The following is a 21,893-nucleotide window of genomic DNA, read 5'->3' as shown; positions in this document are numbered from 1 at the left end:
CGCGTCGGGATCTTGGCGGAATGCCGTCCGATCAGCGGTGCAGCGGCTTGCCCTTGTGGGGTTTCCACAGCCGCTTGTTGGTCAGATACAGCAGCGAGGTCAGCACGATCAGCAGCAGCACCGCGACCAGCCCGACCTGCTTGCGGTCCGACAGCTTGGGTTCGGCGGTCCACATCAGAAAGGCCGCGACGTCGCGCGCCATCTGGTGGGCCGTGGCGGGGGTGCCGTCCTCGTAGGTGACGAGATCGTCGGACAGAGGCGCGGGCATAGCAATGAGGCCGCCGGGGAAGGCGGTGTTTTCATACAGCACGCTGCCCGCCTGTTCGACTTCCTCTCCGGTATAGCTGGTCAGGATCGCATTGATGTATTCCGGCCCGCCGATGCCGTTGACAAACTGGCTGATCCCCGTGCCGTAGGGGCCGTGAAAGGCCGCGCGCGCCTTGGCCATCAGCGACAGATCCGGCCCCATGCCATCGCCCGTGACGGTGGGGAAATGATCGGTCGGCACACGGGGGCGTTCCTCGCCGGTTTCCGGATCCAGGATCGGGGTCAGGTTCGCGGCATAGGCGCGGACCTGATCCTCGGGCAGGCCGGGGCCGCCCTCGTCGCTCAGGGTGCGCAGCGGCACGAACTTCATGCCGTGGCAGGCCGCACAGACTTCGGTATAGACCTGCAAGCCGCGCTGAAGCTGGAACTGGTCGTACTTGCCGAACGGACCTTCGAAGCTGAAGGCGATGTCCTCGATATGGGCTTCGCCTTCCTCGCCGCCTTCCTCGTTTTCGGCCGCGGCGCCCTCGATGTCGTCGCTGCCTTCCTCGGCCACCACCGTACCGGTGGTTTCGGCCGGAATGGCGGCCTCGTCGCCCTCCGTGACCTGCACCGCGTTCCCGGCAGGCTCGCCTGCGGCGTCGGACTCGGCCGGGGCCTCTGCGCCTTCGGCCGGGCCTTCGGCGCCTTCGGCCGGTGCTTCGGCAGCCTGTTCGCCTGCCGCAGGTTCGGCGGCCGGGGCGGTCACGGCGCCGGCATCCGCGGCCGGGGCGGCGGGTTCTTCCGCTGCCGCATCCGCCGAGGGTTCCGCCGGGGCATCGGCGTCAGTCGCCGTGACCGAGGGCGTGCCCGGAGCCTCCATCGGGGTCTGTTCGCCTGCGGCCGGGACCGAGGTCGGCTCGGAGGATTGGGTGGGCGCGTCCGCCGTTTCTCCGGTGGGCGACACGCCCGAGCCGGGTTCGGCCGGGGCTGTGGGCGCCTCGGTCGGCTGCTGGGCCGGGGCCGGGTTGGTCGCCGGGGCAGGCGTGACCGCGTCCTGCGCCAGCGCCATGCCCGCGGCAGAGATCGCCAGGGCCAGGGCGGCCGAGACCGTCTTGGTTCTCAGGGTCATTGTCTGGCTCTCCTTACTCGGCCATGCGCGTGGGCGAATCGTGATGCGCAAGGTAATCTTCCTCGATCGTGGCGGGCATCGGTTCCGGCTTCTCGATCACCCCCAGCAGCGGCAGGATGACCAGGAAATAGGCGAACCAATAGGCCGAGGCGACGAGCGAGATCGAGGCATAGGGCTCCTTGGCCGGCATGGCGCCGCACCACATCAGCAGCATGAAGTCGAAGGCCAGCAGCCAGAACCACCACTTGAACTGCGGGCGATAGCGGCCCGAGCGCACGCGGCTGGTATCCAGCCACGGCACGAGCGCCATCACCAGGATCGCGCCGAACATCGCCAGCACGCCAAAGAACTTGGCATCGATGATGCCAAAGGACAGGAACTGGACGATCTGCACGATCCAGACATCGGCGGTGAAGGCGCGCAGGATCGCGTAGAAGGGCAGGAAATACCATTCCGGCACGATATGGGCCGGCGTCACCAACGGGTTCGCCTCGATATAGTTGTCGGGGTGGCCCAGATAGTTCGGCATGAAGCCCACGACCGCGAAGAACAGGATCAGCACGATGCCCAGCGCGAACAGGTCCTTCATCACGAAATAGGGCCAGAAGGGCAGGGTGTCCTTGGCGGCCTCCTCCTTGCTGGTGCGGCGCACCTCGACCCCGGTGGGGTTGTTGTTGCCGGTGGTGTGGAAGGCCCAGATGTGGACGATCACCAGCCCGGCGATCACGAAGGGCAGCAGGTAATGCAGCGAGAAGAAGCGGTTGAGCGTGGCGTTGTCCACCGCAGGGCCGCCCAGCAGCCATTGCTGGATGGCGCCGCCGATGCCGGGGATGGCGCCGAACAGGCCGGTGATGACCGTCGCGCCCCAGAAGGACATCTGGCCCCAGGGCAGCACATAGCCCATGAAGGCGGTGCCCATCATGCACAGATAGATCAGCATTCCCACGATCCAGGTCACTTCGCGCGGGGCCTTGTAGCTGCCATAGTAGAGGCCGCGGAAGATGTGGACATAGACCGCGAAGAAGAACAGCGAGGCGCCGTTGGCATGCAGGTATCGCAGCATGTAGCCGCCGTTCACATTGCGCATGATGTGTTCGACGGACGCGAAGGCCATGTCCACATGCGGGGTATAATGCATCACCAGGACGATGCCGGTGATGATCTGCAAGGCCAGGCAAAAGGCCAGGACGATGCCCCAGATCCACCACCAGTTCAGGTTCTTGGGCGTGGGGATCATCAGGGTGTCATAAAGGACGCCCGCGATCGGCAGGCGGCGGTACAGCCATTTCTCAAAGCCCGTTCTGGGCTGATAATGGTCGTGCGGAATTCCGGCCATGGGAAACCCTCCTCAGCCCAGTTGGATGGTGGTGTCGCTGATGAATTCGGCGACGGGAATGTGCAGGTTCTGCGGGGCCGGACCTTTGCGGATGCGCCCGGCAGTGTCGTAATGGCTGCCGTGGCACGGGCAGAACCAGCCGCCGAATTCGCCCGCCCCGTCCCCGATGGGCACGCAGCCAAGATGGGTGCAGACGCCGATCTGGACCAGCCATTCGCCCGCCTCGTCCAGCGTGCGGTTCTGGTCGGTGGCGGGCAGCGTCGGGTCGTTGGCGTTCTGCGCGTTCGGATCGATCAGGTCGCCGATCTCCACGGCGCGGCCGGCCTCGATCTCCTCGGGGGTGCGGCGGCGGATGAACACGGGCTTGCCCAGCCATTTGACCGACAGCTGCGTGCCTTCGGTGACGCCGCTGACATCGACCTGGATCGAGGCGAGCGCCTGAACGTCGGCCGAAGGATTCATCTGGTTCACAAGCGTCCAGGCGGCGGCCCCGGCGGCCACCGTGCCTGCGCCCGCCGTGGCGTAATAGAGGAAATCCCTCCGGGTGCCTACGGGTTCGTCTGCGTGGGACACGGGTGTATTCTCCAGTTCAGGCCGGGAAGGCCGGCCAATACGACAATCCGGGCCGCGTCCTGTCGCAGCCTCTACGCTGGCGGTTCTAGCCTTCAATTATGTGTCAGTCCAGACGGTAAGCCTGTCTGTCCGGGCGGTTGGGACATAGGGTGTTGGAAAAGTGCCGCGGGCATATCGTCGCAGGCAGCGTGCGACAGGGGGCTTTCGGCCCCTTTGGCCGCGCGGGCCTCTCTCTTGAGGATATTGGCATGACGACGATGGCTAGAGCAGGCCCTGGCTGCGAAAGCTGAGTTCCCGCGACTTGCCGATAATCAGATGATCGTGGATGGCGATTCCCATGCTGTCGGCGGCCTGGGCGATGCGGGCGGTCATGGTGATGTCGGCGTCCGACGGGGTCGGATCGCCCGAAGGGTGGTTGTGGACCAGGATCAGCGCCGAGGCGTTGAGTTCGAGGGAGCGGCGGATGATCTCGCGCGGATAGACGGGAACGTGATCGACCGTGCCGCGCGCCTGCTCCTCGTCCGCGATCAGCACGTTCTTGCGGTCCAGGTACAGGACGCGGAACTGTTCGATTTCCCGATGCGCCATCGCAGTATGGCAATAATCCAGCAGGGCGTCCCAGCCCGACAGGACCGGGCGGTGCATGACCTTGGCGCGGGCCATGCGCTGTGCCGCGGCCTCGACGATCTTGAGTTCGATGACCACGGCGGGACCGACGCCATCGACCTGTTCCAGCCGGGCGGCGGGGGCGGTCAGCACCCGGTTGAAATCGCCGAAGGTTTCGATCAGGCGGCGGGCCAGGGGCTTGACGTCCTGGCGGGGAATGGCGCGGAACAGAACCAGTTCCAGCATTTCGTAATCGGGCATCGCGCCTGCCCCGCCGGTCATGAATCGGTCGCGCAGCCGCGCGCGGTGATCGGCCAGATAGGACGGCGCCTTGCCGGCCGGCAGGGGGACCGGCGCGGCGTCGTCCAGGGCAGGCTGGAACAGCGGCAAGGGCATTTCGCCAAAGGTGCGATTCGGGTCCATGGCGCCAGCATGGACCCATGGCGGTGAAGAAAGGGTTAACGCGGGATCAGCGCGTCATCCCGTCCCAGAAGCTTTTGACCTTGTCGAAGAAGCTGTCCGACTGCGGGCTGTTGTCGGCCTGTTCTTCCTCGAACTCGCGCAGCAGTTCGCGTTGCCGGGCGGTGAGGTTTACGGGGGTCTCGACGGTCAGCTCGATCAGCATGTCGCCCACATCGCCTGCGGCGCCGGGGCCATGGCGCAGGGGCGGCATTCCCTTGCCGCGCAGGCGCATCTGGCGACCCGACTGGCTGCCTGCCGGAACCTTGACGCGGGCGCGGCCGCCGTCGATCGTGGGCACCTCGACCTCTCCGCCCAGGGCGGCGGTGGCCATGCTGACGGGCACCTGGCAGGCCAGAACCTTGCCGTCGCGCAGAAAGATCGCGTGTTCCCTGACCTCGATGAAGATATAAAGGTCGCCCGCCGGACCGCCGCGCAGCCCGGCTTCGCCTTCGCCCGCAAGACGGATGCGGGTGCCGGTTTCGACGCCCGCGGGGATGTTGACCGACAAGGATCGCTCGCGTTCGATGCGGCCCGCGCCGTGGCAGGCCTTGCAGGGATTCTTGACGATCTGGCCGTGGCCGCCGCAGGTGGGGCAGGTGCGTTCCACGGTGAAGAACCCCTGCTGGGCGCGGACCTTGCCCATGCCCGCGCAGGTGGGACAGGCGGCGGGCTGGGTCGCGCCCTCGGCCCCGGTGCCCTCGCATTCCTCGCAGGCGATCGATCCGGGAACGGTGATGGATTTCTTGGTGCCGGTATAGGCTTCTTCCAGGCTGACATGAAGATTGTAGCGCAGATCCTGGCCGCGTTGGGCGCGTGACCGGCCGCCGCCGCCGCCGCCGCGCCGGCCCATCATGTCGCCGAACAGATCCTCGAACACGTCGGCGAAGGCGCTGCCGAAATCGCCGGGATGGGCACCGCGCGCGCCAAAGCCGCCGCCGCCGTTTTCAAAGGCGGCGTGGCCGAACCGGTCATAGGCCGCCTTTTTCTGATCGTCCTTGAGGCAGTCATAGGCCTCGTTGGCTTCCTTGAAGCGCGTCTCGGCCTGGGGATTGTCCTGATTGCGGTCGGGATGCAGTTCCTTCGCGCGCTGGCGATAGGCCTTCTTGATTTCCTCGGCCGATGCCCCGCGCGTCACGCCCAGAACCTCGTAATAGCAACGCTTGGCCATCTTATGTCCTGTCTGGTTCCCAAAAAAACGGGCCGGCCCGCATCGTTCGCGGACCGGCCCCCATGGGTGCGGCCCGGATCAGCCGCGCTTTTTCTTGTTTTCGCCAAGGTCCTCGAAATCGGCATCCACGATGTCGTCATCGACATTGCGCGGCTGATCGGCGCCGTCGTCGTCGCTGCTGTCGGCCGATCCCTGCTGGGACTTGTAGATCGCCTCTCCTAGTTTCATCGAGGCATCCATCACGTTCTGGATGCCTCCGCGGATCTTGCCCGCGTCGTCCGATTTCAGCGATTCTTCCAAGGCGCCGATCGCCAGTTCGATCGCCTCGACGGTCGAACCATCGACCTTGTCGCCGTGTTCTTCCAGCGACTTCTTGGTCGAATGGATCAGGCTTTCGGCCTGGTTGCGGGCCTCGACCAACTCGCGGCGGGACTTGTCGGCGTCGGCATTGGCCTCGGCGTCCTTGACCATCCGCTCGATGTCCTCGTCGGTCAGACCGCCCGAGGCCTGGATGGTGATGTTCTGGGTCTTGCCGGTGCCCTTGTCCTTGGCGCTGACCGACACGATGCCGTTGGCGTCGATGTCGAAGGTCACTTCGATCTGGGGCAGGCCGCGCGGCGCGGGCGGAATGTCCTCCAGGTTGAACTGGCCCAGCAGCTTGTTGTCGGCCGCCATTTCCCGCTCGCCCTGGAACACACGGATCGTCACGGCGTTCTGGTTGTCCTCGGCGGTCGAGAAGATCTGCGACTTCTTGGTCGGGATCGTGGTGTTGCGGTCGATCAGGCGGGTGAACACGCCGCCCAGCGTCTCGATGCCCAGCGACAGGGGAGTCACGTCCAGCAGGACCACGTCCTTGACGTCCCCTTGCAGCACACCGGCCTGAATGGCCGCGCCCAGCGCCACAACCTCATCGGGGTTCACCCCTTTGTGGGGTTCCTTGCCGAAGAACTCGGTCACGGCCTCGATCACCTTGGGCATCCGGGTCATGCCGCCGACCAGGACGATCTCGTCGATGTCGGACTTCGACACGCCCGCGTCCTTGATGGCGTCGGCCACCGGCTTCATGGTGCGCTTGATAAGATCGCCCACCAGGCTTTCCAGCTTGGCCCGCGTCAGCTTGATGACCAGGTGCAGCGGGGTGCCGCTGTTCTTGTCCATGCTGATGAAGGGCTGGTTGATCTCGGTCTGGCTGGACGACGACAGCTCGATCTTGGCCTTTTCGGCGGCTTCCTTCAGACGCTGAAGGGCCATCTTGTCGCGGGTCAGATCGACGCCGTGTTCCTTCTTGAATTCGTCGGCCAGGTAATTGACGATCCGCATGTCGAAGTCTTCGCCGCCCAGGAACGTGTCGCCGTTCGTGGACTTCACCTCGAACAGGCCATCGTCGATTTCCAGGATGGTGATATCGAAGGTGCCGCCGCCAAGGTCATAGACCGCGATGGTCTTGCTGTCCTTCTTGTCCAGGCCATAGGCCAGCGCGGCCGCGGTCGGCTCGTTGATGATGCGCAGCACCTCCAGGCCTGCGATCTTGCCCGCGTCCTTGGTGGCTTGGCGTTGCGCGTCGTTGAAATAGGCGGGAACCGTGATGACGGCCTGCGTCACCGGCTCTCCCAGATAGGATTCGGCGGTTTCCTTCATCTTCTGAAGGATCATCGCGCTGACCTGGGCCGGCGAATACTTCTCGTTCTTGACCTCGACCCAGGCGTCGCCGTTGCCGCCGTCCACGATGGCGTAGGGGACCAGCTTGCGGTCCTTTTCAACCGCGTCGTCGCCGATGCGGCGGCCGATCAGGCGCTTGACGGCAAAGACCGTGTTGGTGGGGTTCGTGACCGCCTGACGCTTGGCAGGCTGGCCCACAAGGCGTTCGCCATCCGTGAAGCCCACGATGGACGGGGTGGTGCGGGCGCCTTCGCTGTTCTCGATGACCTTGGGCTGGCTGCCGTCCATGATCGCGATGCAGCTGTTCGTGGTGCCGAGGTCGATGCCGATGACTTTTGACATGGATGTTTCCTTCTTGCGGCGATTGTCTGGACTTCGGGTCCGTTACGGCCCCCGAGGCCCGATCCCAAAAAAACGGTGTCAGGTCCGGCGGGCCGGACGCTTCGGGGGTGTATATAGGGATGGTTTCAGGCCCCGCAAGCGCCGGATGCGGGCAATTTTCGGGCGTTCAGTCCGCCGCGCTCCAACTGAGGGATTCGTATTTGCGCGTGGTGAAGTTGATTAGAAGGCCGATCATCATGGCCGCCAGCGAAAACCACAGCGCATACAGCGGGTCGGTCTTCAGCGGCGAATAGTTGATGAACAGAAAGCCGCGCTGCTGGTCGATGATGTGGAACAGCGGGTTCCAGACGAACCAGGGCATCAGCGCATTGGGCAGGACGTTGGCCACGAACATCTTGCCCGATGCGAACATGTTGATGCGCTGGAACGCCGTCGTCACCAGCTTGGACACGCGCGGCGACCACGGCCTGATGCCCAGAAACACCAGCCCGATGCAGGCCCCGGAAAACCACGACAGCAGATACATGGCCAGGCAGCCGGGCCAGTATTCCACCTGGATCGGCGCGATCAGCACATGATACAGCCACAGGATCGCGATGCAGCTGATCGTCTGGCGATAGAGCACCGCCAGGGCCGCGGAGACGATCAGGATCGCCGGGCTGAGCGGTTCGTGCTTGACCAGGCCCCCCGTCACCGAATGGCTGCCCGCCACCGCGCCCGACGCCTGGACATGGACCATGAACATGAAGATGCCTGACAGCAGGTACAGCGTGAAATCGCCCCGGATCGGCGAATTGCGCACCCCCATTATCAGATAGATCAGCAGGAACGCCATCAGGAAGATCGCCGATTGCAGAACGGTCAGCAAAAGGCCGACGACCGCATTGCGATGATCGTTGCGCAGGTTGTAGACGGTCTGGTGATAGATCAGGCCGACCGTGGTTCCCGCCGCCTGAAGGATGGTCCTGTTCCTGCGCCCGTTGAACAAAGTCCGTGCCCGCCCCGATTGTCCGCCCGCGGGCGCTTGCCCAAGCCCTCGCCCCCGATCATAAGGGGATCGGGCTGTTGTCACAATCGTCAGGGCTGCGCCGGATAGGCCATGGTGGAAGGAAACTGGATGCAATTTGAACGACTGATCCCGGAGATGCGGCGTCTGGCGTTGCAGGCCGGGGCACGCATCATGGACATCTACGAATCCGAGGATTTCGAGATCCGCGCCAAGTCCGACGATTCGCCCGTCACCGCCGCCGACGAGGCCGCCGATGCGCTGATCGCCGAAGGCCTGCGCGCGGCCTTTCCCGACGTCCCTCTTGTCACCGAGGAACAGGCCGCAAGCCATGTCCAGACCGCGCGGACCTTTCTGATCGTCGATCCGCTGGACGGCACAAAGGAATTCGTGCAGCGGCGGGGCGATTTCACCGTCAACATCGCGTATGTCGAAAACGGCGTACCGGTGCGCGGCGTCGTCTATGCCCCCGCCAAGGGCCGGCTGTTCTATACCACCGGCGACGGCCGCTCGGTCGAGGAACATGGCCCGTTCGGCGACACGCCGGGCCAGGTCACGCCCATTGGCGTCAACGCCACCCCCGACAATCGCGGGCTGATGGTGGTCGCGTCGAAATCGCACCGCGACGCCGCGACCGATGCCTATATCGACCAGTACGCCGTGCGCGACATGACCAGTGCCGGGTCGTCGCTGAAGTTCTGCCTGGTCGCGACGGGGGAGGCGGACCTGTATCCGCGCCTGGGCCGGACGATGGAATGGGACACGGCGGCAGGCGATGCCGTCCTGCGCGGCGCCGGAGGCGAGGTGGTGCGGTTCGACGACCACACGGCCCTGACCTATGGCAAGCCGGGATTCGAAAATCCCTTTTTCATCGCCTATGCGCCGGGCGTTCTGCTGGTCCGGGCCTGACATGTCGGTGCTGATCGTCATTCCGGCGCGCCATGCCTCGACCCGCTATCCCGGCAAGCCGCTGGTCGACCTGCGCGGCGCATCCGGCCAGCCGCGCAGCCTGATCCGGCGCAGCTGGGATGCGGCGATGGCGGTGACCGGCGCGGACCGGGTGGTGGTCGCCACCGACGACAACCGGATCCGCGATCATGCGGAGGGGTTCGGGGCCGAGGTCGTGATGACCGCCACCACCTGCCGCAACGGCACCGAACGCTGCGCCGAGGCCGTGGCCAACCTGGGGATCGCGCCCGACATCGTCGTCAACCTGCAAGGCGACGCCCCCCTGACCCCCGCCTGGTTCGTCGAGGATCTGGTGGCGGGCCTTCGCGCCGACCCGTCGGCGGATGTGGCGACCCCGGTGTTGCGCTGCACTGGCAGGATGCGCGCCGATCTGATCGCCGACCGCCATGCGGGCCGCGTGGGCGGCACGACGGCGGTCTTTGGCCATGATGCGCAGGCGCTGTATTTCTCCAAGGAGGTCATACCCTTCGCCGCCGGGGACTTTGGCGAGGACGATCCCAGCCCGGTCTTCCACCACGTCGGCGTCTATGCCTATCGACCCGCGGCGCTGGCCGAATACGCGACCTGGGACGAAGGGCCGCTGGAACGGCTGGAAGGGTTGGAGCAGTTGCGGTTTCTGGAACGGGGCCGCCGCATCCTGTGCGTCACGGTCGAATCGCGCGGGCGGCAGTTCTGGGAACTGAACAATCCCGAGGATGTTCCCCGCCTGGAGGCCATGATGTCGGCGATGAATCTGGATTGAAACCGCCATCGGGGCGGCGCTCTGCCGCATTTGCTGAAAATCAGACATGGTTTTCTGCGATTGCATTGGCGCCAAGCTGCCGACGCCGTTATGATCGCGCTTGAAGGATGCGGCCATTCCGGGTGATCTGGCGTTAGCCCGCGCCCCAGCTGCAAGGCTGCCGCGCATGATCGAACATAAGGTGTCACCATAATGACTCGCAAGGTAACCAAGGCCATCTTCCCCGTAGCGGGTCTGGGAACGCGGTTTCTTCCCGCCACGAAAAGCATTCCGAAAGAAATCATGACCCTGGTGGACCGCCCGCTGATCCAGTATGCGATCGACGAGGCGCGGGCCGCGGGCATCACCGAATTCATCTTCGTGACCTCGCGCGGCAAGGGTGCGCTGGAAGATTACTTCGACCATGCCCACGAACTGGAAAGCAGCCTCAGGAAATCGGGCAAGACCGAGCTTCTGGAAACGCTGCGCACCACCAACATGGAATCCGGCGCCATCGCCTATATCCGCCAGCACAAGGCCCTGGGCCTGGGCCACGCGGTCTGGTGCGCGCGCCGTCTGGTGGCCGACGACGAGCCCTTTGCGGTGGTTCTGACCGACGATGTCATCATGGGCGATCCCCCGTGCCTGCAACAGATGATCGAGGCTTATGGCGAAACCGGCGGCAGCATGGTCGCCACCATGGAGGTCGCGCCCGAAAAGGCCCAGGCCTATGGCGTGCTGGACGTGGCCGAGGACATGGGCGCCATTGTCCGGGCCCGCGGCATGGTCGAAAAACCGCCCTTGGGCACCGCGCCGTCGAACCTGGCGGTGATCGGCCGCTATATCCTGGCGCCGACCGTGATGCAGAACCTGAACAAGCTGAAGGCGGGATCGGGCGGGGAAATCCAGCTGACCGACGCCATCGCCGACGACATCGCCGCCGGACGTGACGTGTACGGCCTGCGCTTCCGTGGTCAGCGTTTCGATTGCGGGTCGAAGGCGGGCTTCCTTCAGGCGACCGTGGCCTTTGGCCTGGACCGGGACGAACTGAAGGAAGAATTCGCCGAATACCTCCATGACGTCATGTCCATGCGGCGGGCGGCCGAATAAAAGCATGTCGCACACGGTTCTGGTGACCGGGGGTGCGGGCTATATCGGCTCGCACGCCTGCAAGGCCTTGGCGGCGGCGGGCTATGTCCCGGTGACGCTGGACAACCTTTCGACCGGCTGGCGCGATGCGGTGAAATTCGGCCCCTTCGTGCAGGCCGACCTGCTGGACCGGGCCGCCGTGGATGCGGCCTTTGCCGAACATCGGCCGGCGGCCGTCCTGCATTTCGCCGCGCTGAGCCAGGTGGGCGAGGCAATGGCCGAACCCGGCCGGTACTGGCGCAACAATGTCGGCGGATCGCTGAACCTGATCGAGGCCGCGATCGGCGCGGGCTGCCTGGATGTCGTCTTCAGCTCGACCTGCGCCACCTATGGCGATCGCGACGGCGACGTGTTGGACGAGGACACCCCGCAGGCGCCGCTGAACGCCTATGGCGCCAGCAAGCGCGCGATCGAGGACATGCTGGCCGATTTTGGCGCGTCCCACGGGCTTCGCTCGGTGATCTTTCGCTATTTCAACGTCGCGGGCGCGGATCCGGACGGAGAGGTGGGCGAACATCACCGTCCTGAAACCCATCTGATCCCGCTGATCCTGGATGCGGTGGACGGCAAGCGCGCGGCGCTGACCGTGCACGGCACGGACTATCCGACCCAGGACGGCACCTGCATCCGCGATTACGTCCATGTCATGGATCTGGTCGATGCCCATGTGAAGGGCCTTGAATGGCTGCGCGCGGGCAAGGGCAGCCGGGTCTTCTGCCTGGGCACCGGCAGCGGCTTTTCCGTCCGAGAGGTCGTGGATGCAACCCGCCACGTCACCAACCGCCCGGTCCCGATGCAGGACGGACCACGCCGGGGCGGCGATGCGGTCAAGCTGGTCTGCGGCAGCACCCGCGCCAAGGCGGAACTGGGCTGGCAGCCTGGACGGTCCACCATGAAGCAGATGATCGGGGATGCGTGGCGCTGGCACCAGAACGGCGCCTATCAGGCGTGACGGGCGGCCGGCCGACAACCCCAAGGCGGATCTGGTCGGCCTGGCGCCTGCGCTGGAAGCGGCGAAGGATCCTGTGGCGTTGCCTGCGCGCCGACCGCGACCTGACGCCTCTGTCCGACCGCACGGCGGCGATACGGACGGGCGACATCCTGTGCTTTGCCACCGTCCGCAACGAGATGCTGCGCCTGCCGCAGTTCCTGGACCATTACCGCCAGTTGGGGGTGACAGCCTTTCTGATTGTGGACAACGCCAGCACCGACGGGACCGACGATATGCTGCGTGGTCAGCCGGACGTATCCGTGTGGCGGGCGCGCGGCAGCTATCGCAAGGCGCGGTTCGGGATGGACTGGCTGGGGGCGCTGCTGTTCCGCCATGGCCATGGCCATTGGTGCGTGACCGTCGACGCCGACGAACTGCTGGTCTATCCCGACTGGAACCGCCGCCCCCTCTCCCGGTTGACCGCGCATCTGGATGCCGCCCGGCGCCCGGCCATGGGGGCGATGATGCTGGATCTGTATCCGCGCGGCCCCTTGGGCCAGACCGACGCGCCGCCGGGCGCCGTGCTAAGCGACCGGCTTTCCTGGTTCGATGCCGGTCCCTATCGCTGCCGGGCCGTGCCGCCCAGGCGCAACCGAATCCTGCACGGCGGCGTGCGCGAACGCGTATTCTTCGCGGACGATCCCGAACGCGGGCCGACGCTGAACAAGCTGCCCCTGGTGCGCTGGAACCGGCGATACGCTTATGTCAATTCCACCCATTCGCTGCTGCCGCCCCGGCTGAACGACCAATACGACGGCCCCGGCGATCCGCGCCTGTCCGGTATCCTGCTGCACGGCAAGTTCCTGTCCGACAGCCCCGCCCGCGCGGTCGAGGAACTGCACCGCGCACAGCATTTCATCGATCCGGCGGGCTATGCGGCCTATCACGAGGCCATCGGCCAGGCCCCGGTTCTGTGGCACGACCGTTCGGTCCGGTATCATGGCTGGCGCCAGATGCTGGATTTGGGGCTGATGGGGGCAGGGGACTGGTTGTCATCCGAAGGTTGACTGATGGCATGTGATTTTGCCAAATGCGTGCAATCACGGCATCAGGCATCATGGCAGACGGGCGATACGGTTTCGACGGACGGGGTGGCCGATGCGCAGGCTAGGCGCATGGCCGTCCCTTGGAAGCCTGCGGCTGCGGCTGGAACGCCAAGGCCTGATCGCACGCGCGATCCGCAGCCGGACGATGCTGTATCCCCTTGCCGACCGCACAAGGCGGATCCGCCCCGACGACATCCTGTGCTGCGTCACGCTGCGCAACGAACGGTCCCGCCTGCCCTATTTCCTGGACTATTACCGGGCCATGGGCGTGCGGCATTTCCTGATGGTGGACAATGCCAGCGGCGACGGCAGCGCCAGCTGGCTGCGGGGCCAGGCCGATGTGTCGCTGTGGTGGACGGATGCCAGCTACAAGGGCGCGCGTTTCGGCATGGACTGGATGAACTGGCTGCTGCTGCGCCACGGGCGGGGCCATTGGTGCCTGACGGTCGATCCCGACGAGTTCCTGGTCTATCCGCATATGGAACATCGCCCGCTGGGCGCGCTGACCAGCTGGCTGGAGGCGACCGGGCGCCGATCCTTTCCCGCCATGCTGCTGGACATGTATCCCAAAGGCCCCATCGAGGATGCGGTCTGCCCCGAGGGGCAGGATCCCTTTCAGGTCGCCCGCTGGTTCGATCCGGCCAACTACTCGATCCGCAAGAACAGCCATTTCGGCAACCTGTGGATCCAGGGCGGGCCGCGGACGCGGGTCTTCTTCGCGCGCGATCCCTTGTCCGGCCCCGCCCTGAACAAGATCCCGCTGGTCAAGTGGGCCATGCGCTATGCCTATGTCAGTTCCACCCACATGCTGCTGCCGCGCGGGTTGAACCTGCTTTATGACGAGGATGGCGGCGAACGGATTTCCGGCTGCCTGCTGCACGCCAAGTTCCTGTCCAGCTTTGCGGCAAAATCCGCCGAGGAGCTGGACCGGCGCCAGCATTACGCGGGCAGCCAGGAATACCGCGCCTATCACGCGGGGCTGCATCGGGGCGATCAGTTGTGGTGCAGCGAATCGCGCGAATACCGCGATTGGCGGCAGTTGGAGGATTTGGGCCTGATTTCCCGCGGAAACTGGGCATGACGCCGGCCGTGCGTCTGGGCGTGGTGCTGCTGTGCCATGGGGATCTGGACATGGCGGCCCGGCTGGCGCGCATCTGGACCGATGGCGGGGCGCAGGTGGCGATCCATGTGGATGCCAAGGTCGGCGCCGCGCGTCTGGCCGGGTTTCAACGGGCGCTGGGGAATTGTGACCGGATCGTGTTCAGCACACGTCACCGGTGTTCCTGGGGCCGCTTCAGCCTGGTCCGGGCGACACAGGATGCCGCCATCCTGCTGCTGGACCGCTTTCCCGATACCACCCATGTCTATCTGGCCTCGGGCGCGTGCCTGCCCTTGCGGCCGATATCCGACCTGATCGCCTATCTGGCCGCCGATCCGGGCCGCGATCACATCGAAAGCGTCAGCACCCACGATGTCGGCTGGACCGTGGGCGGGCTGAACGAGGAACGCTTCACGCTGTTCTTTCCGTTCGACTGGAAAAGGCGGCGCTGGCTGTTCGACCGCTTCGTGGACTGGCAGCGCAGGCGGGGCATCCGGCGAAGGATGCCCGCGGGCCTGTCGCCGCATCTGGGGTCGCAATGGTGGTGCCTGACCGCGCGGACGCTGCGGGCGATCCTGGACGATCCGCGCCGGGACGAATTCGACCGCTTTTTCCGATTCGCCTGGATCCCCGACGAAAGCTATTTTCAGACGCTGGTGCGGCGCCATTCGACCCGGATCGAAAGCTGGTCGCTGACCATGGCCAAGTTCGACCATACCGGGCGGCCCTATTCCCTGTATGACGACCATGCTGGGATTCTGGCCGAATCGCGCTGTTTTGTCGCCCGCAAGATCTGGCCCGGTGCATCGGGGCTGCTGTCGCAGTTTCCGCTGCCCGATCAGGGCCATCCGCAGGTGGATCCGCCGCAGCCCGCGCGCATCTCGCGGATCATCAACCAGACCGTGCGCCGCCGCGTTCTGGGCCGTCCGGGGCTTTACATGCAAAGCCGGTTTCCCCGAAAGGACGCCGAGAACGGCAAGACCTCGGCCCCCTACGCGGTGCTCCAGGGGCTGACCGACATCTTTCCGGGGTTCGAGGGGTGGCTGGGCCGCCACCTGACGGGCCAGGTCCACGGACATCTGCTGGATCCCGCGCTGGTGGAATTCGCTGGTCGGCCCCAGACCGGGCCGGGGGCGATCTCCATCGATCCGCAGGTCCGCGACCACGATCCGCAGGGATTCCTGACATCCCTGATCCGCATCACCGACCGGATGCAGGCGTTCCAGTTCAGCCCGCGCGACAACCAAGCCCTGAACTGGTTCATGGCGACCGATCCGAACGCGCATATGCTGGTCGTCACCGGCGCCTGGAAGCTGCCGATCCTGCATTCCGGGATGCCTTTCGACGACATGCGCCGGATCTTTGCGCAGTTGCAGCGGATCGAGCTTGCGCAACTGGATGTCTTGAATTCCGTCTGGGTCCGCGCCCGGCTGAGCCAGCACGACCTGGGCGAATTCCTGTTGAACCCGCGGGCGATCCTTCAGGACTTCCTGTTGCAGATCGACCCGCATTCCGCGCCGATCGCCGCGCTGCCCGCGATGCGCGACCTGACCGGGCTGGACGGGATGCTGCGGCGGCTGCGCAATTCCGGCTTGCGCCCGCGCCTGACCGGCGAGGATCTGCCCCCCATCGAACTGCTGATCCCCGAACGGGCCGCCGCCGAATGACCAAGGGGTTCCGCAGCTTCGTCATCTTCGCCGGGATGCGCACCGGGTCGAACCTGCTGGAGGCGACGCTAAACACCGTCACCGGCGTCACCTGCTTTGGCGAGGCGTTCAATCCCTATATGATGGGCTGGCCTGACAAGGACGAGATGCTGGGCATCACCCGCGCCGCGCGCGAGGCCGACCCGCTGGCGCTGCTGGCGCGGCTGACCGACAGGCCGGGGCATCTGCCGGGTTTCCGGTATTTCCACGACCACGATCCCCGCGTGCTGGAGCCGATCATCGCGGACCGCCGCTGCGCCAAGATCGTCCTGACGCGCAACCCGCTGGACAGCTATGTCTCGACCCGGCTGGCCCAGGATACGAACCAGTGGAAGCTGAACGCCACCGAAACGCCGATCCCCGCGCGCATCACCTATGACGGCGACGCGTTTCGCGGAATGCTGGCGGCGGCCGACGCGTTTCGCCGGGATCTGTCCCGCCGGTTGCAGGCGACGGGACAGACTGCGTTCCATCTGGATTACGACGACCTGCGCGATGGGGATGTCTTGACGGGGCTGCTGCACTGGCTGGGCCGCACCGATCTGGACCGGGTGGAACCGGCCCGCGATCAGGTGCCGCAGAACCCGCAGGAACTGGCGCAGAAGGTCGCCAATTTCGATGCCATGCAGGCTGATCTGGCCGGTATCGACCCGTTCGGGCTGCACCGCATTCCCAGTTTCGAACCCCGGCGCGGGCCTGCCGTCCCCGGCTTTGCCGCCTCGGACGCCGGGCGCGGGCTGCTGTTCATGCCGGTCAGGGGCGGGCCGGGCCATGCGGTGCGCGACTGGCTGGCGCGGCTGGGTCCGACGGCAGGCGGTTTCACCCAATCCACCTTGCGCCAATGGAAACGCGCGCGCCCCGGCCATCGCAGCTTTTCGGTCCTGCGGCATCCATTGGTGCGGGCCTGGGATGCCTTTGACCACCTGCTGACGCGCGGCAGTTCCGAACGGCGCGACCTGCTGCGCCGGCTGCACCGCGTGGCCCTGCCGCCCGAGGATGGGCTGCCCGGCTTGACGGGCGATGCGCGCATCGCGGCCTTTGCTGAATTCCTGGGCTTTCTGCGGCGGAACCTCAACGGCCAGACATCCCTGCCGACCCATCCCCTGTGGGCCAGCCAGACCGAGATTCTGGCGGGCTTTGCCCGTCTTGCCGTGCCGGACATGCTGGCGCGCGAGGATCGGCTGGCCGAGGATCTGCACCATCTGGCCCATGCGGCGGGAATCGAGGACGCCCGGCTGGAGACGCTGGAGCCTGCCGTGGTGCCGGACGCGCTGCGCGACCGGACGCTGATCGACGCCGCGCAGGCGGCATACCTGCGCGATTACGTCGCCTTCGGCTTCGACCCGATGCCCTAGCCTTTCAGCAGCGCGGCCAGTTCCGCCTGCTTTTCCCTGACCAGATCCGCGTCACCGTCGGATTCCAGGTTCAGCCGCACCACGGGTTCGGTGTTCGACTTGCGCAGGTTGAAGCGCCAGGTGCCGAAGTCCAGCGACACGCCGTCCAGATCGTCGCGCGAATCGGCCTGCGGTTCATACTTTGCGATCAGCCGGGCAATCGCCGCGTCCGGATCGTCGATGTGATAGTTCGTCTCTCCTGACGAGGGATACAGGCGCATCCGCTCCTCCAGCAGTTCGGCCAGCGTCTTGCCCTTGCGCGACAGCAGTTCGATCATCAGAAGCCAGGGGATCATGCCGCTGTCGCAGTAATAGAAGTCGCGAAAATAATGATGCGCCGACATTTCCCCGCCATAGATCGCGCCCACGTCGCGCATCTTGCGCTTGATGAAGGCGTGGCCGGTCTTGCTGACGACGGCCTGCCCGCCCGCTTCCTCGATCATCGCCTTGGTGTTCATGATGACGCGGGGGTCGTGGACCACCTTCTCTCCAGGCGATTTTTCCAGGAAGGCCGCGCCCAGCAGGCCGACGATGTATTCGCCGGGAATGAAGCGGCCGTTTTCGTCGAAAAAGAAGCAGCGGTCGAAATCGCCGTCCCAAGCCACGCCCAGATCGGCCTTTTCCGCCTTCATGCGTTCGACCGTGGGGGGCTGGTTCTCGTCCAGCAGCGGGTTCGGGATGCCGTTCGGAAAGCTGCTGTCCACGTCATGGTGCATCCGCACGAAGGTCAGCGGCGCCCCGCGCGCCAGCAGTTCGTCGGCAATCGCGTCAAAGGTCGGCCCGGCGGTGCCGTTGCCGGCGTTGACCAGGATCTTCATCGGCTTCAGCGCCGACACGTCCACGAAATCCGCCATCGCCCTGGCGTATTCGGCACGGGCATGGCTGAAATCGGTGACGCTGCCCTTGGTGGCGGGGGCAAAACTGCCGCCCGTGGCCAGGTCCACGATGGGCGGCAGTTCGGTCGCCGGGTCCAGCGGCGCCGATCCCCGGCCCACGATCTTCATGCCGTTGTATTCAATGGGATTATGCGATGCCGTCACCTCGATCCCGCCATCGGTGTCGTGGAATCCGGTGTGGAAATACACCTCCTCGGTGCCCGCAAGACCCAAGAACAGTACGTCGGCGCCGCCGTCGGTCAGACCGTCCATCAGCGCCGCCGCCAGTTCGGGCGAGGTCTCGCGGCTGTCATGGCCCACCACCACGCGTTTGGCCGCCCGCGCCTGCGCAAAGGCGCGGCCGATCCGATAGGCGACATCGGTGTCCAGGTTCTTGCCCAGTTCGCCCCGCACGTCATAGGCTTTGAAACAGGTGATCTCACGGTAGCCAAGGTTGGATGTGTCGGTCATGGGCGCGAATCCTTCTTGCGCAAAAGGTTGGTTCAAGGGCTAGCAGCTTGGCCCGGATTTTCAAGGCATTGGTCCTTTCGGACCACGTGACGCCGGACGCGCGCCGCGCTAGACGGATGGCAAACGCACAAGAGGGCCAGATGGACACGAAATCCCTGATCGCCGCCTATTACGACGCCTTCAACGCGGGCCGGACCGACGACATGCTGGCCCTGCTGCACGACGACATCGAACATCATGTGAACGAGGGCCGGATCCGGCGCGGCAAGGCGCTGTTCGCCGAATTCAGCGCCCATATGAGCGACAGCTACAAGGAAACGCTGACCGACATGGTGATCTTCGCCAACGAGGCGGGCGACCGCGCGGCGGCGGAATTCACGGTGAACGGCATCTATCTGAAGACCGACGAGGGGCTGCCCGAGGCCAGGGGCCAGACCTATCGCCTGCCTGCGGGGACGTTCTTCACCATCCGCGACGGCCGGATCGCGCGGGTCACGACCTATTACAACCTGGCCGACTGGATGCGGCAGGTCGGCCAATGACCGTCGCGACCCGCGTCCTGACCGGCGAGGCGCTGGGTGCCGCGCTGGAGGATGTCGCGCGTCTGCGCATCCGGGTGTTCCGCGATTTCCCCTATCTGTACGACGGGAATGCCGATTACGAACGCGATTACTTGCGCGCCTATCAGTCGCCCGGCGCGGTGGTCGTCGCGGCGATGGACGGCGGCCGCGTGGTGGGCGCCGCGACCGGGGCGCCGATGGCCGACCACGCCGCCGATTTCGCGGCGGCCTTTGCCGAACGGCCCGAGCCGCTGGACCGGATCTTCTATTGCGCGGAATCGGTGCTGCTGCCCGATTATCGTGGCCAGGGCATCGGGCACGCCTTTTTCGACGCGCGCGAAGCCCATGCCCGTGGCCTTGGCCTGACCCACAGCGCCTTTTGCAGCGTCATCCGCCCCGCCGGCCACCCGGCCCGCCCCGCCGATTACCGACCGCTGGACGGTTTCTGGCGCAAGCGGGGATACCAACCGTTGCCTGGTGTATTGGCGCGGTTTTCGTGGAAGGATCTGGATCAGGACGCGGAGACGGAAAAACCCCTGCAATTCTGGATGCGCAGCCTGTGAAGATCGCCGCCGCCGCCTATCCGATCGACTGGTTCGACCGTTTCGCGGATTACGAAGCCAAGCTGACCGCCTGGGTCGCGGACGCCGCCGGGGCCGACCTGCTGGTTTTCCCCGAATACGGCGCGATGGAACTGGCCTCTTTGGGCGGGCGCGGCGTGGCAGGGGATCTGGAGGCATCGCTGCACGAGGTGGCGCGGCACTGGCCGCGGGTCCATGCGCTGCATCTGGAACTGGCCGCGCGCCACGGCTGTCACATCCTTGGCGCGTCAGGCCCGGTGTTCGACGGGCCGCGCCCGGTCAATCGCGCGGTGCTTTACGGGCGGGATGGCGTTATCGGCCATCAGGACAAGCAGATCATGACCCGGTTCGAACGCGAGGTCTGGCACGTCACCGGTGCCCCCGGCCTGCGGATTTTCGATACCGCCCTTGGCCGGATCGGCATCCTGATCTGCTATGACAGCGAATTTCCGCTGCTGGGCCGGGTGCTGGCGCAGGCGGGGGTGGAACTGCTGCTGGTGCCCAGTTGCACCGACACGGTGGCGGGTTTCAACCGGGTGCGGATCGGGGCCATGGCCCGCGCATTGGAAAGCCAGTGCGTCGTGGTGCAGGCGCCCACTGTCGGATCGTGCGACTGGATGCCCGCGCTGGATGAAAACCGGGGCCGGGCCGCGATCTATGGCCCGCCCGACGGGTTCTGGCCGGAAACCGGGATCATCGCCGAAGGCCCCATGGACCGGCCGGGCTGGGTGATGGCCGATGTCGACCTGTCGCGCGTCGCGCAAAGCCGCCGGGACGGGGCCGTTCTGCCCCATGCCCATTGGCCCGAAAGCCGTGGCATCGGACTGATCGCCTGACGGGCCGATCGAAATCCTTTGTTAACGATTCGCGTTTTATCAACGGTGGCGCTTTTCACCGCGCGCATTCGTGCCATATTCCGCAGCTATGCTGCATATCAACAACACGATCACGATCGAGGAGTGGGAGCTGATCGAACAGTTCACCCGATCCCAGGGTCCGGGCGGCCAGAACGTCAACAAGGTCGAAACCGCGGTCGAACTGCGGTTCGAGGCCGCGCGGTCCCCGAATCTGTCCGATGCGGTCAAGCGACGCCTGGAACGGTTGGCCGGGCGGCGCTGGACCAAGGACGGCGCGGTGGTGATCCTGGCGCAGGAGACCCGCAGCCAGGCCCGCAACCGCGAACTGGCCCGCGAACGGCTGGCCGATCTGATCCGGCGCGCGACCGAAAAGGCCCGGCCAAGGGTCGCCACCAAGCCCACCTGGGGCAGCCAGATGCGCCGCCTGAAGGCCAAGGCCACCCGCGCCGAGGTCAAGACCCTGCGCGGCCGGGTGGAGGACGGCGAATGAACGCGATCCGCCAGTCTCTGGGCATCCTGATGGGACGGCGCCCCCAAGTCATGCAGATGGGGATGGTCTGCCGGTGCCGGAAGACGGGCGACGTTCTTCTGATTACCAGCCGGGGCACCGGCCGCTGGGTGATCCCGAAGGGCTGGCCCATGGAGGGCAAGACCCTGCCCGGCGCCGCCGCCGCCGAGGCCTGGGAGGAAGCGGGCGTCGAAGGCCGTGTCCACCCCGAGGAAATCGGCCGCTACCGCTATGACAAGGAACAGGATCGCGGCTATTCGGTCCCGGTCGAGGTGCGGGTCTTCCTGATGGATGCCGACCGCCTGCACGACGACTTTCCCGAAGCCGGGCAGCGCAAGCGCCGCTGGTTCGCGCCGCAGGACGCGGCGCGCCATGTCGTCGAACCCGGCCTGAAACGGATCCTGCTTGCCTTGCCGCCGATGCCCGGCTGACATGC

General features: G+C 65.8%; 21 protein-coding genes. 13 read left to right on the top strand and 8 right to left on the bottom strand.

Annotated features, from left to right (window positions below):
- Positions 1-31: 31 nt before the first annotated feature.
- The 7 genes from CHB77_RS18820 to CHB77_RS03370 all read right to left on the bottom strand — a co-directional run bounded on the left by CHB77_RS18820 (position 32) and on the right by CHB77_RS03370 (position 8,512).
- Positions 32-1,378, bottom strand: coding sequence for a cytochrome c1 (locus tag CHB77_RS18820; protein WP_089386785.1), 1,347 nt, complete (start codon positions 1,376-1,378; stop codon positions 32-34).
- Positions 1,379-1,391: 13 nt separating this feature from the next.
- On the bottom strand, positions 1,392-2,714 hold the full coding sequence (petB, locus tag CHB77_RS03395) for a cytochrome b (protein ID WP_089386784.1): 1,323 nt from the start codon (positions 2,712-2,714) through the stop codon (positions 1,392-1,394).
- A gap of 12 nt (positions 2,715-2,726) precedes the next feature.
- Positions 2,727-3,287 (bottom strand): ubiquinol-cytochrome c reductase iron-sulfur subunit, encoded by a 561-nt coding sequence (gene petA / locus CHB77_RS03390; protein ID WP_089386783.1) that lies wholly within the window; start codon positions 3,285-3,287, stop codon positions 2,727-2,729.
- Between the two features lie 261 nt (positions 3,288-3,548).
- Positions 3,549-4,316, bottom strand: a complete 768-nt coding sequence (gene radC / locus CHB77_RS03385; RefSeq protein WP_089386782.1) for a RadC family protein — start codon at positions 4,314-4,316, stop codon at positions 3,549-3,551.
- A 46-nt stretch (positions 4,317-4,362) separates the two neighbouring features.
- Positions 4,363-5,523, bottom strand: a complete 1,161-nt coding sequence (dnaJ, locus tag CHB77_RS03380; protein ID WP_089386781.1) for a molecular chaperone DnaJ — start codon at positions 5,521-5,523, stop codon at positions 4,363-4,365.
- 78 nt (positions 5,524-5,601) lie between these two features.
- Entirely contained in the window at positions 5,602-7,524 is a 1,923-nt protein-coding gene (gene dnaK, locus CHB77_RS03375; RefSeq protein WP_089386780.1) for a molecular chaperone DnaK, read from the bottom strand.
- Between the two features lie 166 nt (positions 7,525-7,690).
- A complete protein-coding gene (locus tag CHB77_RS03370; protein WP_089386779.1) occupies positions 7,691-8,512 on the bottom strand; it encodes an ABC transporter permease in 822 nt (273 codons plus the stop codon).
- Positions 8,513-8,641: 129 nt separating this feature from the next.
- On the opposite strand from CHB77_RS03370, the gene cysQ reads away from it, so the two are divergent.
- From cysQ to CHB77_RS03330, 8 genes are all read left to right on the top strand, one after another.
- Positions 8,642-9,439: a 3'(2'),5'-bisphosphate nucleotidase CysQ gene (cysQ, locus tag CHB77_RS03365; protein WP_165456188.1), complete on the top strand. Its 798-nt coding sequence runs from the start codon at positions 8,642-8,644 to the stop codon at positions 9,437-9,439.
- A gap of 1 nt (position 9,440) precedes the next feature.
- Positions 9,441-10,241 carry a 3-deoxy-manno-octulosonate cytidylyltransferase gene (locus tag CHB77_RS03360; RefSeq protein ID WP_089387139.1) on the top strand — a complete coding sequence of 267 codons (801 nt, stop codon included), beginning with the start codon at positions 9,441-9,443 and terminating at the stop codon, positions 10,239-10,241.
- 192 nt (positions 10,242-10,433) lie between these two features.
- Positions 10,434-11,330 (top strand): UTP--glucose-1-phosphate uridylyltransferase, encoded by an 897-nt coding sequence (locus CHB77_RS03355; protein WP_089386778.1) that lies wholly within the window; start codon positions 10,434-10,436, stop codon positions 11,328-11,330.
- Between the two features lie 4 nt (positions 11,331-11,334).
- On the top strand, positions 11,335-12,321 hold the full coding sequence (galE, locus tag CHB77_RS03350; RefSeq protein WP_089386777.1) for a UDP-glucose 4-epimerase GalE: 987 nt from the start codon (positions 11,335-11,337) through the stop codon (positions 12,319-12,321).
- Positions 12,285-13,367 (top strand): glycosyltransferase family 2 protein, encoded by a 1,083-nt coding sequence (locus tag CHB77_RS03345; protein ID WP_341273548.1) that lies wholly within the window; start codon positions 12,285-12,287, stop codon positions 13,365-13,367. Before galE ends, CHB77_RS03345 begins: the two co-directional genes overlap by 37 nt.
- Before the next feature lie 91 nt (positions 13,368-13,458).
- Positions 13,459-14,487, top strand: a complete 1,029-nt coding sequence (locus tag CHB77_RS03340; protein WP_089386775.1) for a glycosyltransferase family 2 protein — start codon at positions 13,459-13,461, stop codon at positions 14,485-14,487.
- On the top strand, positions 14,484-16,172 hold the full coding sequence (locus tag CHB77_RS03335; protein WP_089386774.1) for a DUF5927 domain-containing protein: 1,689 nt from the start codon (positions 14,484-14,486) through the stop codon (positions 16,170-16,172). The genes CHB77_RS03340 and CHB77_RS03335 overlap by 4 nt, the downstream gene beginning before the upstream one ends.
- The gene (locus CHB77_RS03330; protein WP_089386773.1) at positions 16,169-17,566 is read left to right on the top strand and encodes a hypothetical protein; all 1,398 of its coding nucleotides are present in this window, start codon (positions 16,169-16,171) and stop codon (positions 17,564-17,566) included. Before CHB77_RS03335 ends, CHB77_RS03330 begins: the two co-directional genes overlap by 4 nt.
- Here CHB77_RS03330 and CHB77_RS03325 read toward each other — a convergent pair.
- Positions 17,563-18,951, bottom strand: a complete 1,389-nt coding sequence (locus CHB77_RS03325) for a phosphohexomutase domain-containing protein (RefSeq protein ID WP_089386772.1) — start codon at positions 18,949-18,951, stop codon at positions 17,563-17,565. The two genes, CHB77_RS03330 and CHB77_RS03325, sit on opposite strands and share 4 nt — an antisense overlap.
- Before the next feature lie 140 nt (positions 18,952-19,091).
- Between CHB77_RS03325 and CHB77_RS03320 the strand changes: the two genes are divergently transcribed.
- The 5 genes from CHB77_RS03320 to CHB77_RS03300 all read left to right on the top strand — a co-directional run bounded on the left by CHB77_RS03320 (position 19,092) and on the right by CHB77_RS03300 (position 21,888).
- Positions 19,092-19,493 (top strand): ketosteroid isomerase-related protein, encoded by a 402-nt coding sequence (locus CHB77_RS03320; RefSeq protein ID WP_089386771.1) that lies wholly within the window; start codon positions 19,092-19,094, stop codon positions 19,491-19,493.
- Positions 19,490-20,074 carry a GNAT family N-acetyltransferase gene (locus CHB77_RS03315; RefSeq protein WP_089386770.1) on the top strand — a complete coding sequence of 195 codons (585 nt, stop codon included), beginning with the start codon at positions 19,490-19,492 and terminating at the stop codon, positions 20,072-20,074. The genes CHB77_RS03320 and CHB77_RS03315 overlap by 4 nt, the downstream gene beginning before the upstream one ends.
- Positions 20,071-20,928: a carbon-nitrogen hydrolase family protein gene (locus tag CHB77_RS03310; RefSeq protein ID WP_089386769.1), complete on the top strand. Its 858-nt coding sequence runs from the start codon at positions 20,071-20,073 to the stop codon at positions 20,926-20,928. The genes CHB77_RS03315 and CHB77_RS03310 overlap by 4 nt, the downstream gene beginning before the upstream one ends.
- An 88-nt stretch (positions 20,929-21,016) precedes the next feature.
- On the top strand, positions 21,017-21,439 hold the full coding sequence (gene arfB / locus CHB77_RS03305) for an alternative ribosome rescue aminoacyl-tRNA hydrolase ArfB (RefSeq protein ID WP_089386768.1): 423 nt from the start codon (positions 21,017-21,019) through the stop codon (positions 21,437-21,439).
- A complete protein-coding gene (locus CHB77_RS03300) occupies positions 21,436-21,888 on the top strand; it encodes an NUDIX hydrolase (RefSeq protein ID WP_242626513.1) in 453 nt (150 codons plus the stop codon). The genes arfB and CHB77_RS03300 overlap by 4 nt, the downstream gene beginning before the upstream one ends.
- Positions 21,889-21,893: the final 5 nt, after the last annotated feature.

Origin of the sequence: Paracoccus sediminis (assembly GCF_900188295.1) — a bacterium.
Taxonomy (GTDB): Bacteria; Pseudomonadota; Alphaproteobacteria; order Rhodobacterales; family Rhodobacteraceae; genus Paracoccus; species Paracoccus sediminis.
This window is presented reverse-complemented; position numbering and strand designations above follow the sequence as displayed.

What these genes read in the sequence shown, in the direction of transcription:
- CHB77_RS03315 (WP_089386770.1), top strand. Translation starts at nt 19,490, where the DNA reads ATGACCGTCGCGACCCGCGTCCTGACCGGCGAGGCGCTGGGTGCCGCG.
- galE (WP_089386777.1), top strand. Translation starts at nt 11,335, where the DNA reads ATGTCGCACACGGTTCTGGTGACCGGGGGTGCGGGCTATATCGGCTCG.
- cysQ (WP_165456188.1), top strand. Translation starts at nt 8,642, where the DNA reads ATGCAATTTGAACGACTGATCCCGGAGATGCGGCGTCTGGCGTTGCAG.
- radC (WP_089386782.1), bottom strand. Translation starts at nt 4,316, where the DNA reads ATGGACCCGAATCGCACCTTTGGCGAAATGCCCTTGCCGCTGTTCCAG.
- CHB77_RS03300 (WP_242626513.1), top strand. Translation starts at nt 21,436, where the DNA reads ATGAACGCGATCCGCCAGTCTCTGGGCATCCTGATGGGACGGCGCCCC.
- CHB77_RS03335 (WP_089386774.1), top strand. Translation starts at nt 14,484, where the DNA reads ATGACGCCGGCCGTGCGTCTGGGCGTGGTGCTGCTGTGCCATGGGGAT.
- petB (WP_089386784.1), bottom strand. Translation starts at nt 2,714, where the DNA reads ATGGCCGGAATTCCGCACGACCATTATCAGCCCAGAACGGGCTTTGAG.
- CHB77_RS18820 (WP_089386785.1), bottom strand. Translation starts at nt 1,378, where the DNA reads ATGACCCTGAGAACCAAGACGGTCTCGGCCGCCCTGGCCCTGGCGATC.
- CHB77_RS03320 (WP_089386771.1), top strand. Translation starts at nt 19,092, where the DNA reads ATGGACACGAAATCCCTGATCGCCGCCTATTACGACGCCTTCAACGCG.
- CHB77_RS03330 (WP_089386773.1), top strand. Translation starts at nt 16,169, where the DNA reads ATGACCAAGGGGTTCCGCAGCTTCGTCATCTTCGCCGGGATGCGCACC.
- arfB (WP_089386768.1), top strand. Translation starts at nt 21,017, where the DNA reads ATGCTGCATATCAACAACACGATCACGATCGAGGAGTGGGAGCTGATC.
- dnaJ (WP_089386781.1), bottom strand. Translation starts at nt 5,523, where the DNA reads ATGGCCAAGCGTTGCTATTACGAGGTTCTGGGCGTGACGCGCGGGGCA.
- CHB77_RS03360 (WP_089387139.1), top strand. Translation starts at nt 9,441, where the DNA reads ATGTCGGTGCTGATCGTCATTCCGGCGCGCCATGCCTCGACCCGCTAT.
- CHB77_RS03355 (WP_089386778.1), top strand. Translation starts at nt 10,434, where the DNA reads ATGACTCGCAAGGTAACCAAGGCCATCTTCCCCGTAGCGGGTCTGGGA.
- dnaK (WP_089386780.1), bottom strand. Translation starts at nt 7,524, where the DNA reads ATGTCAAAAGTCATCGGCATCGACCTCGGCACCACGAACAGCTGCATC.
- CHB77_RS03340 (WP_089386775.1), top strand. Translation starts at nt 13,459, where the DNA reads ATGCGCAGGCTAGGCGCATGGCCGTCCCTTGGAAGCCTGCGGCTGCGG.
- CHB77_RS03325 (WP_089386772.1), bottom strand. Translation starts at nt 18,951, where the DNA reads ATGACCGACACATCCAACCTTGGCTACCGTGAGATCACCTGTTTCAAA.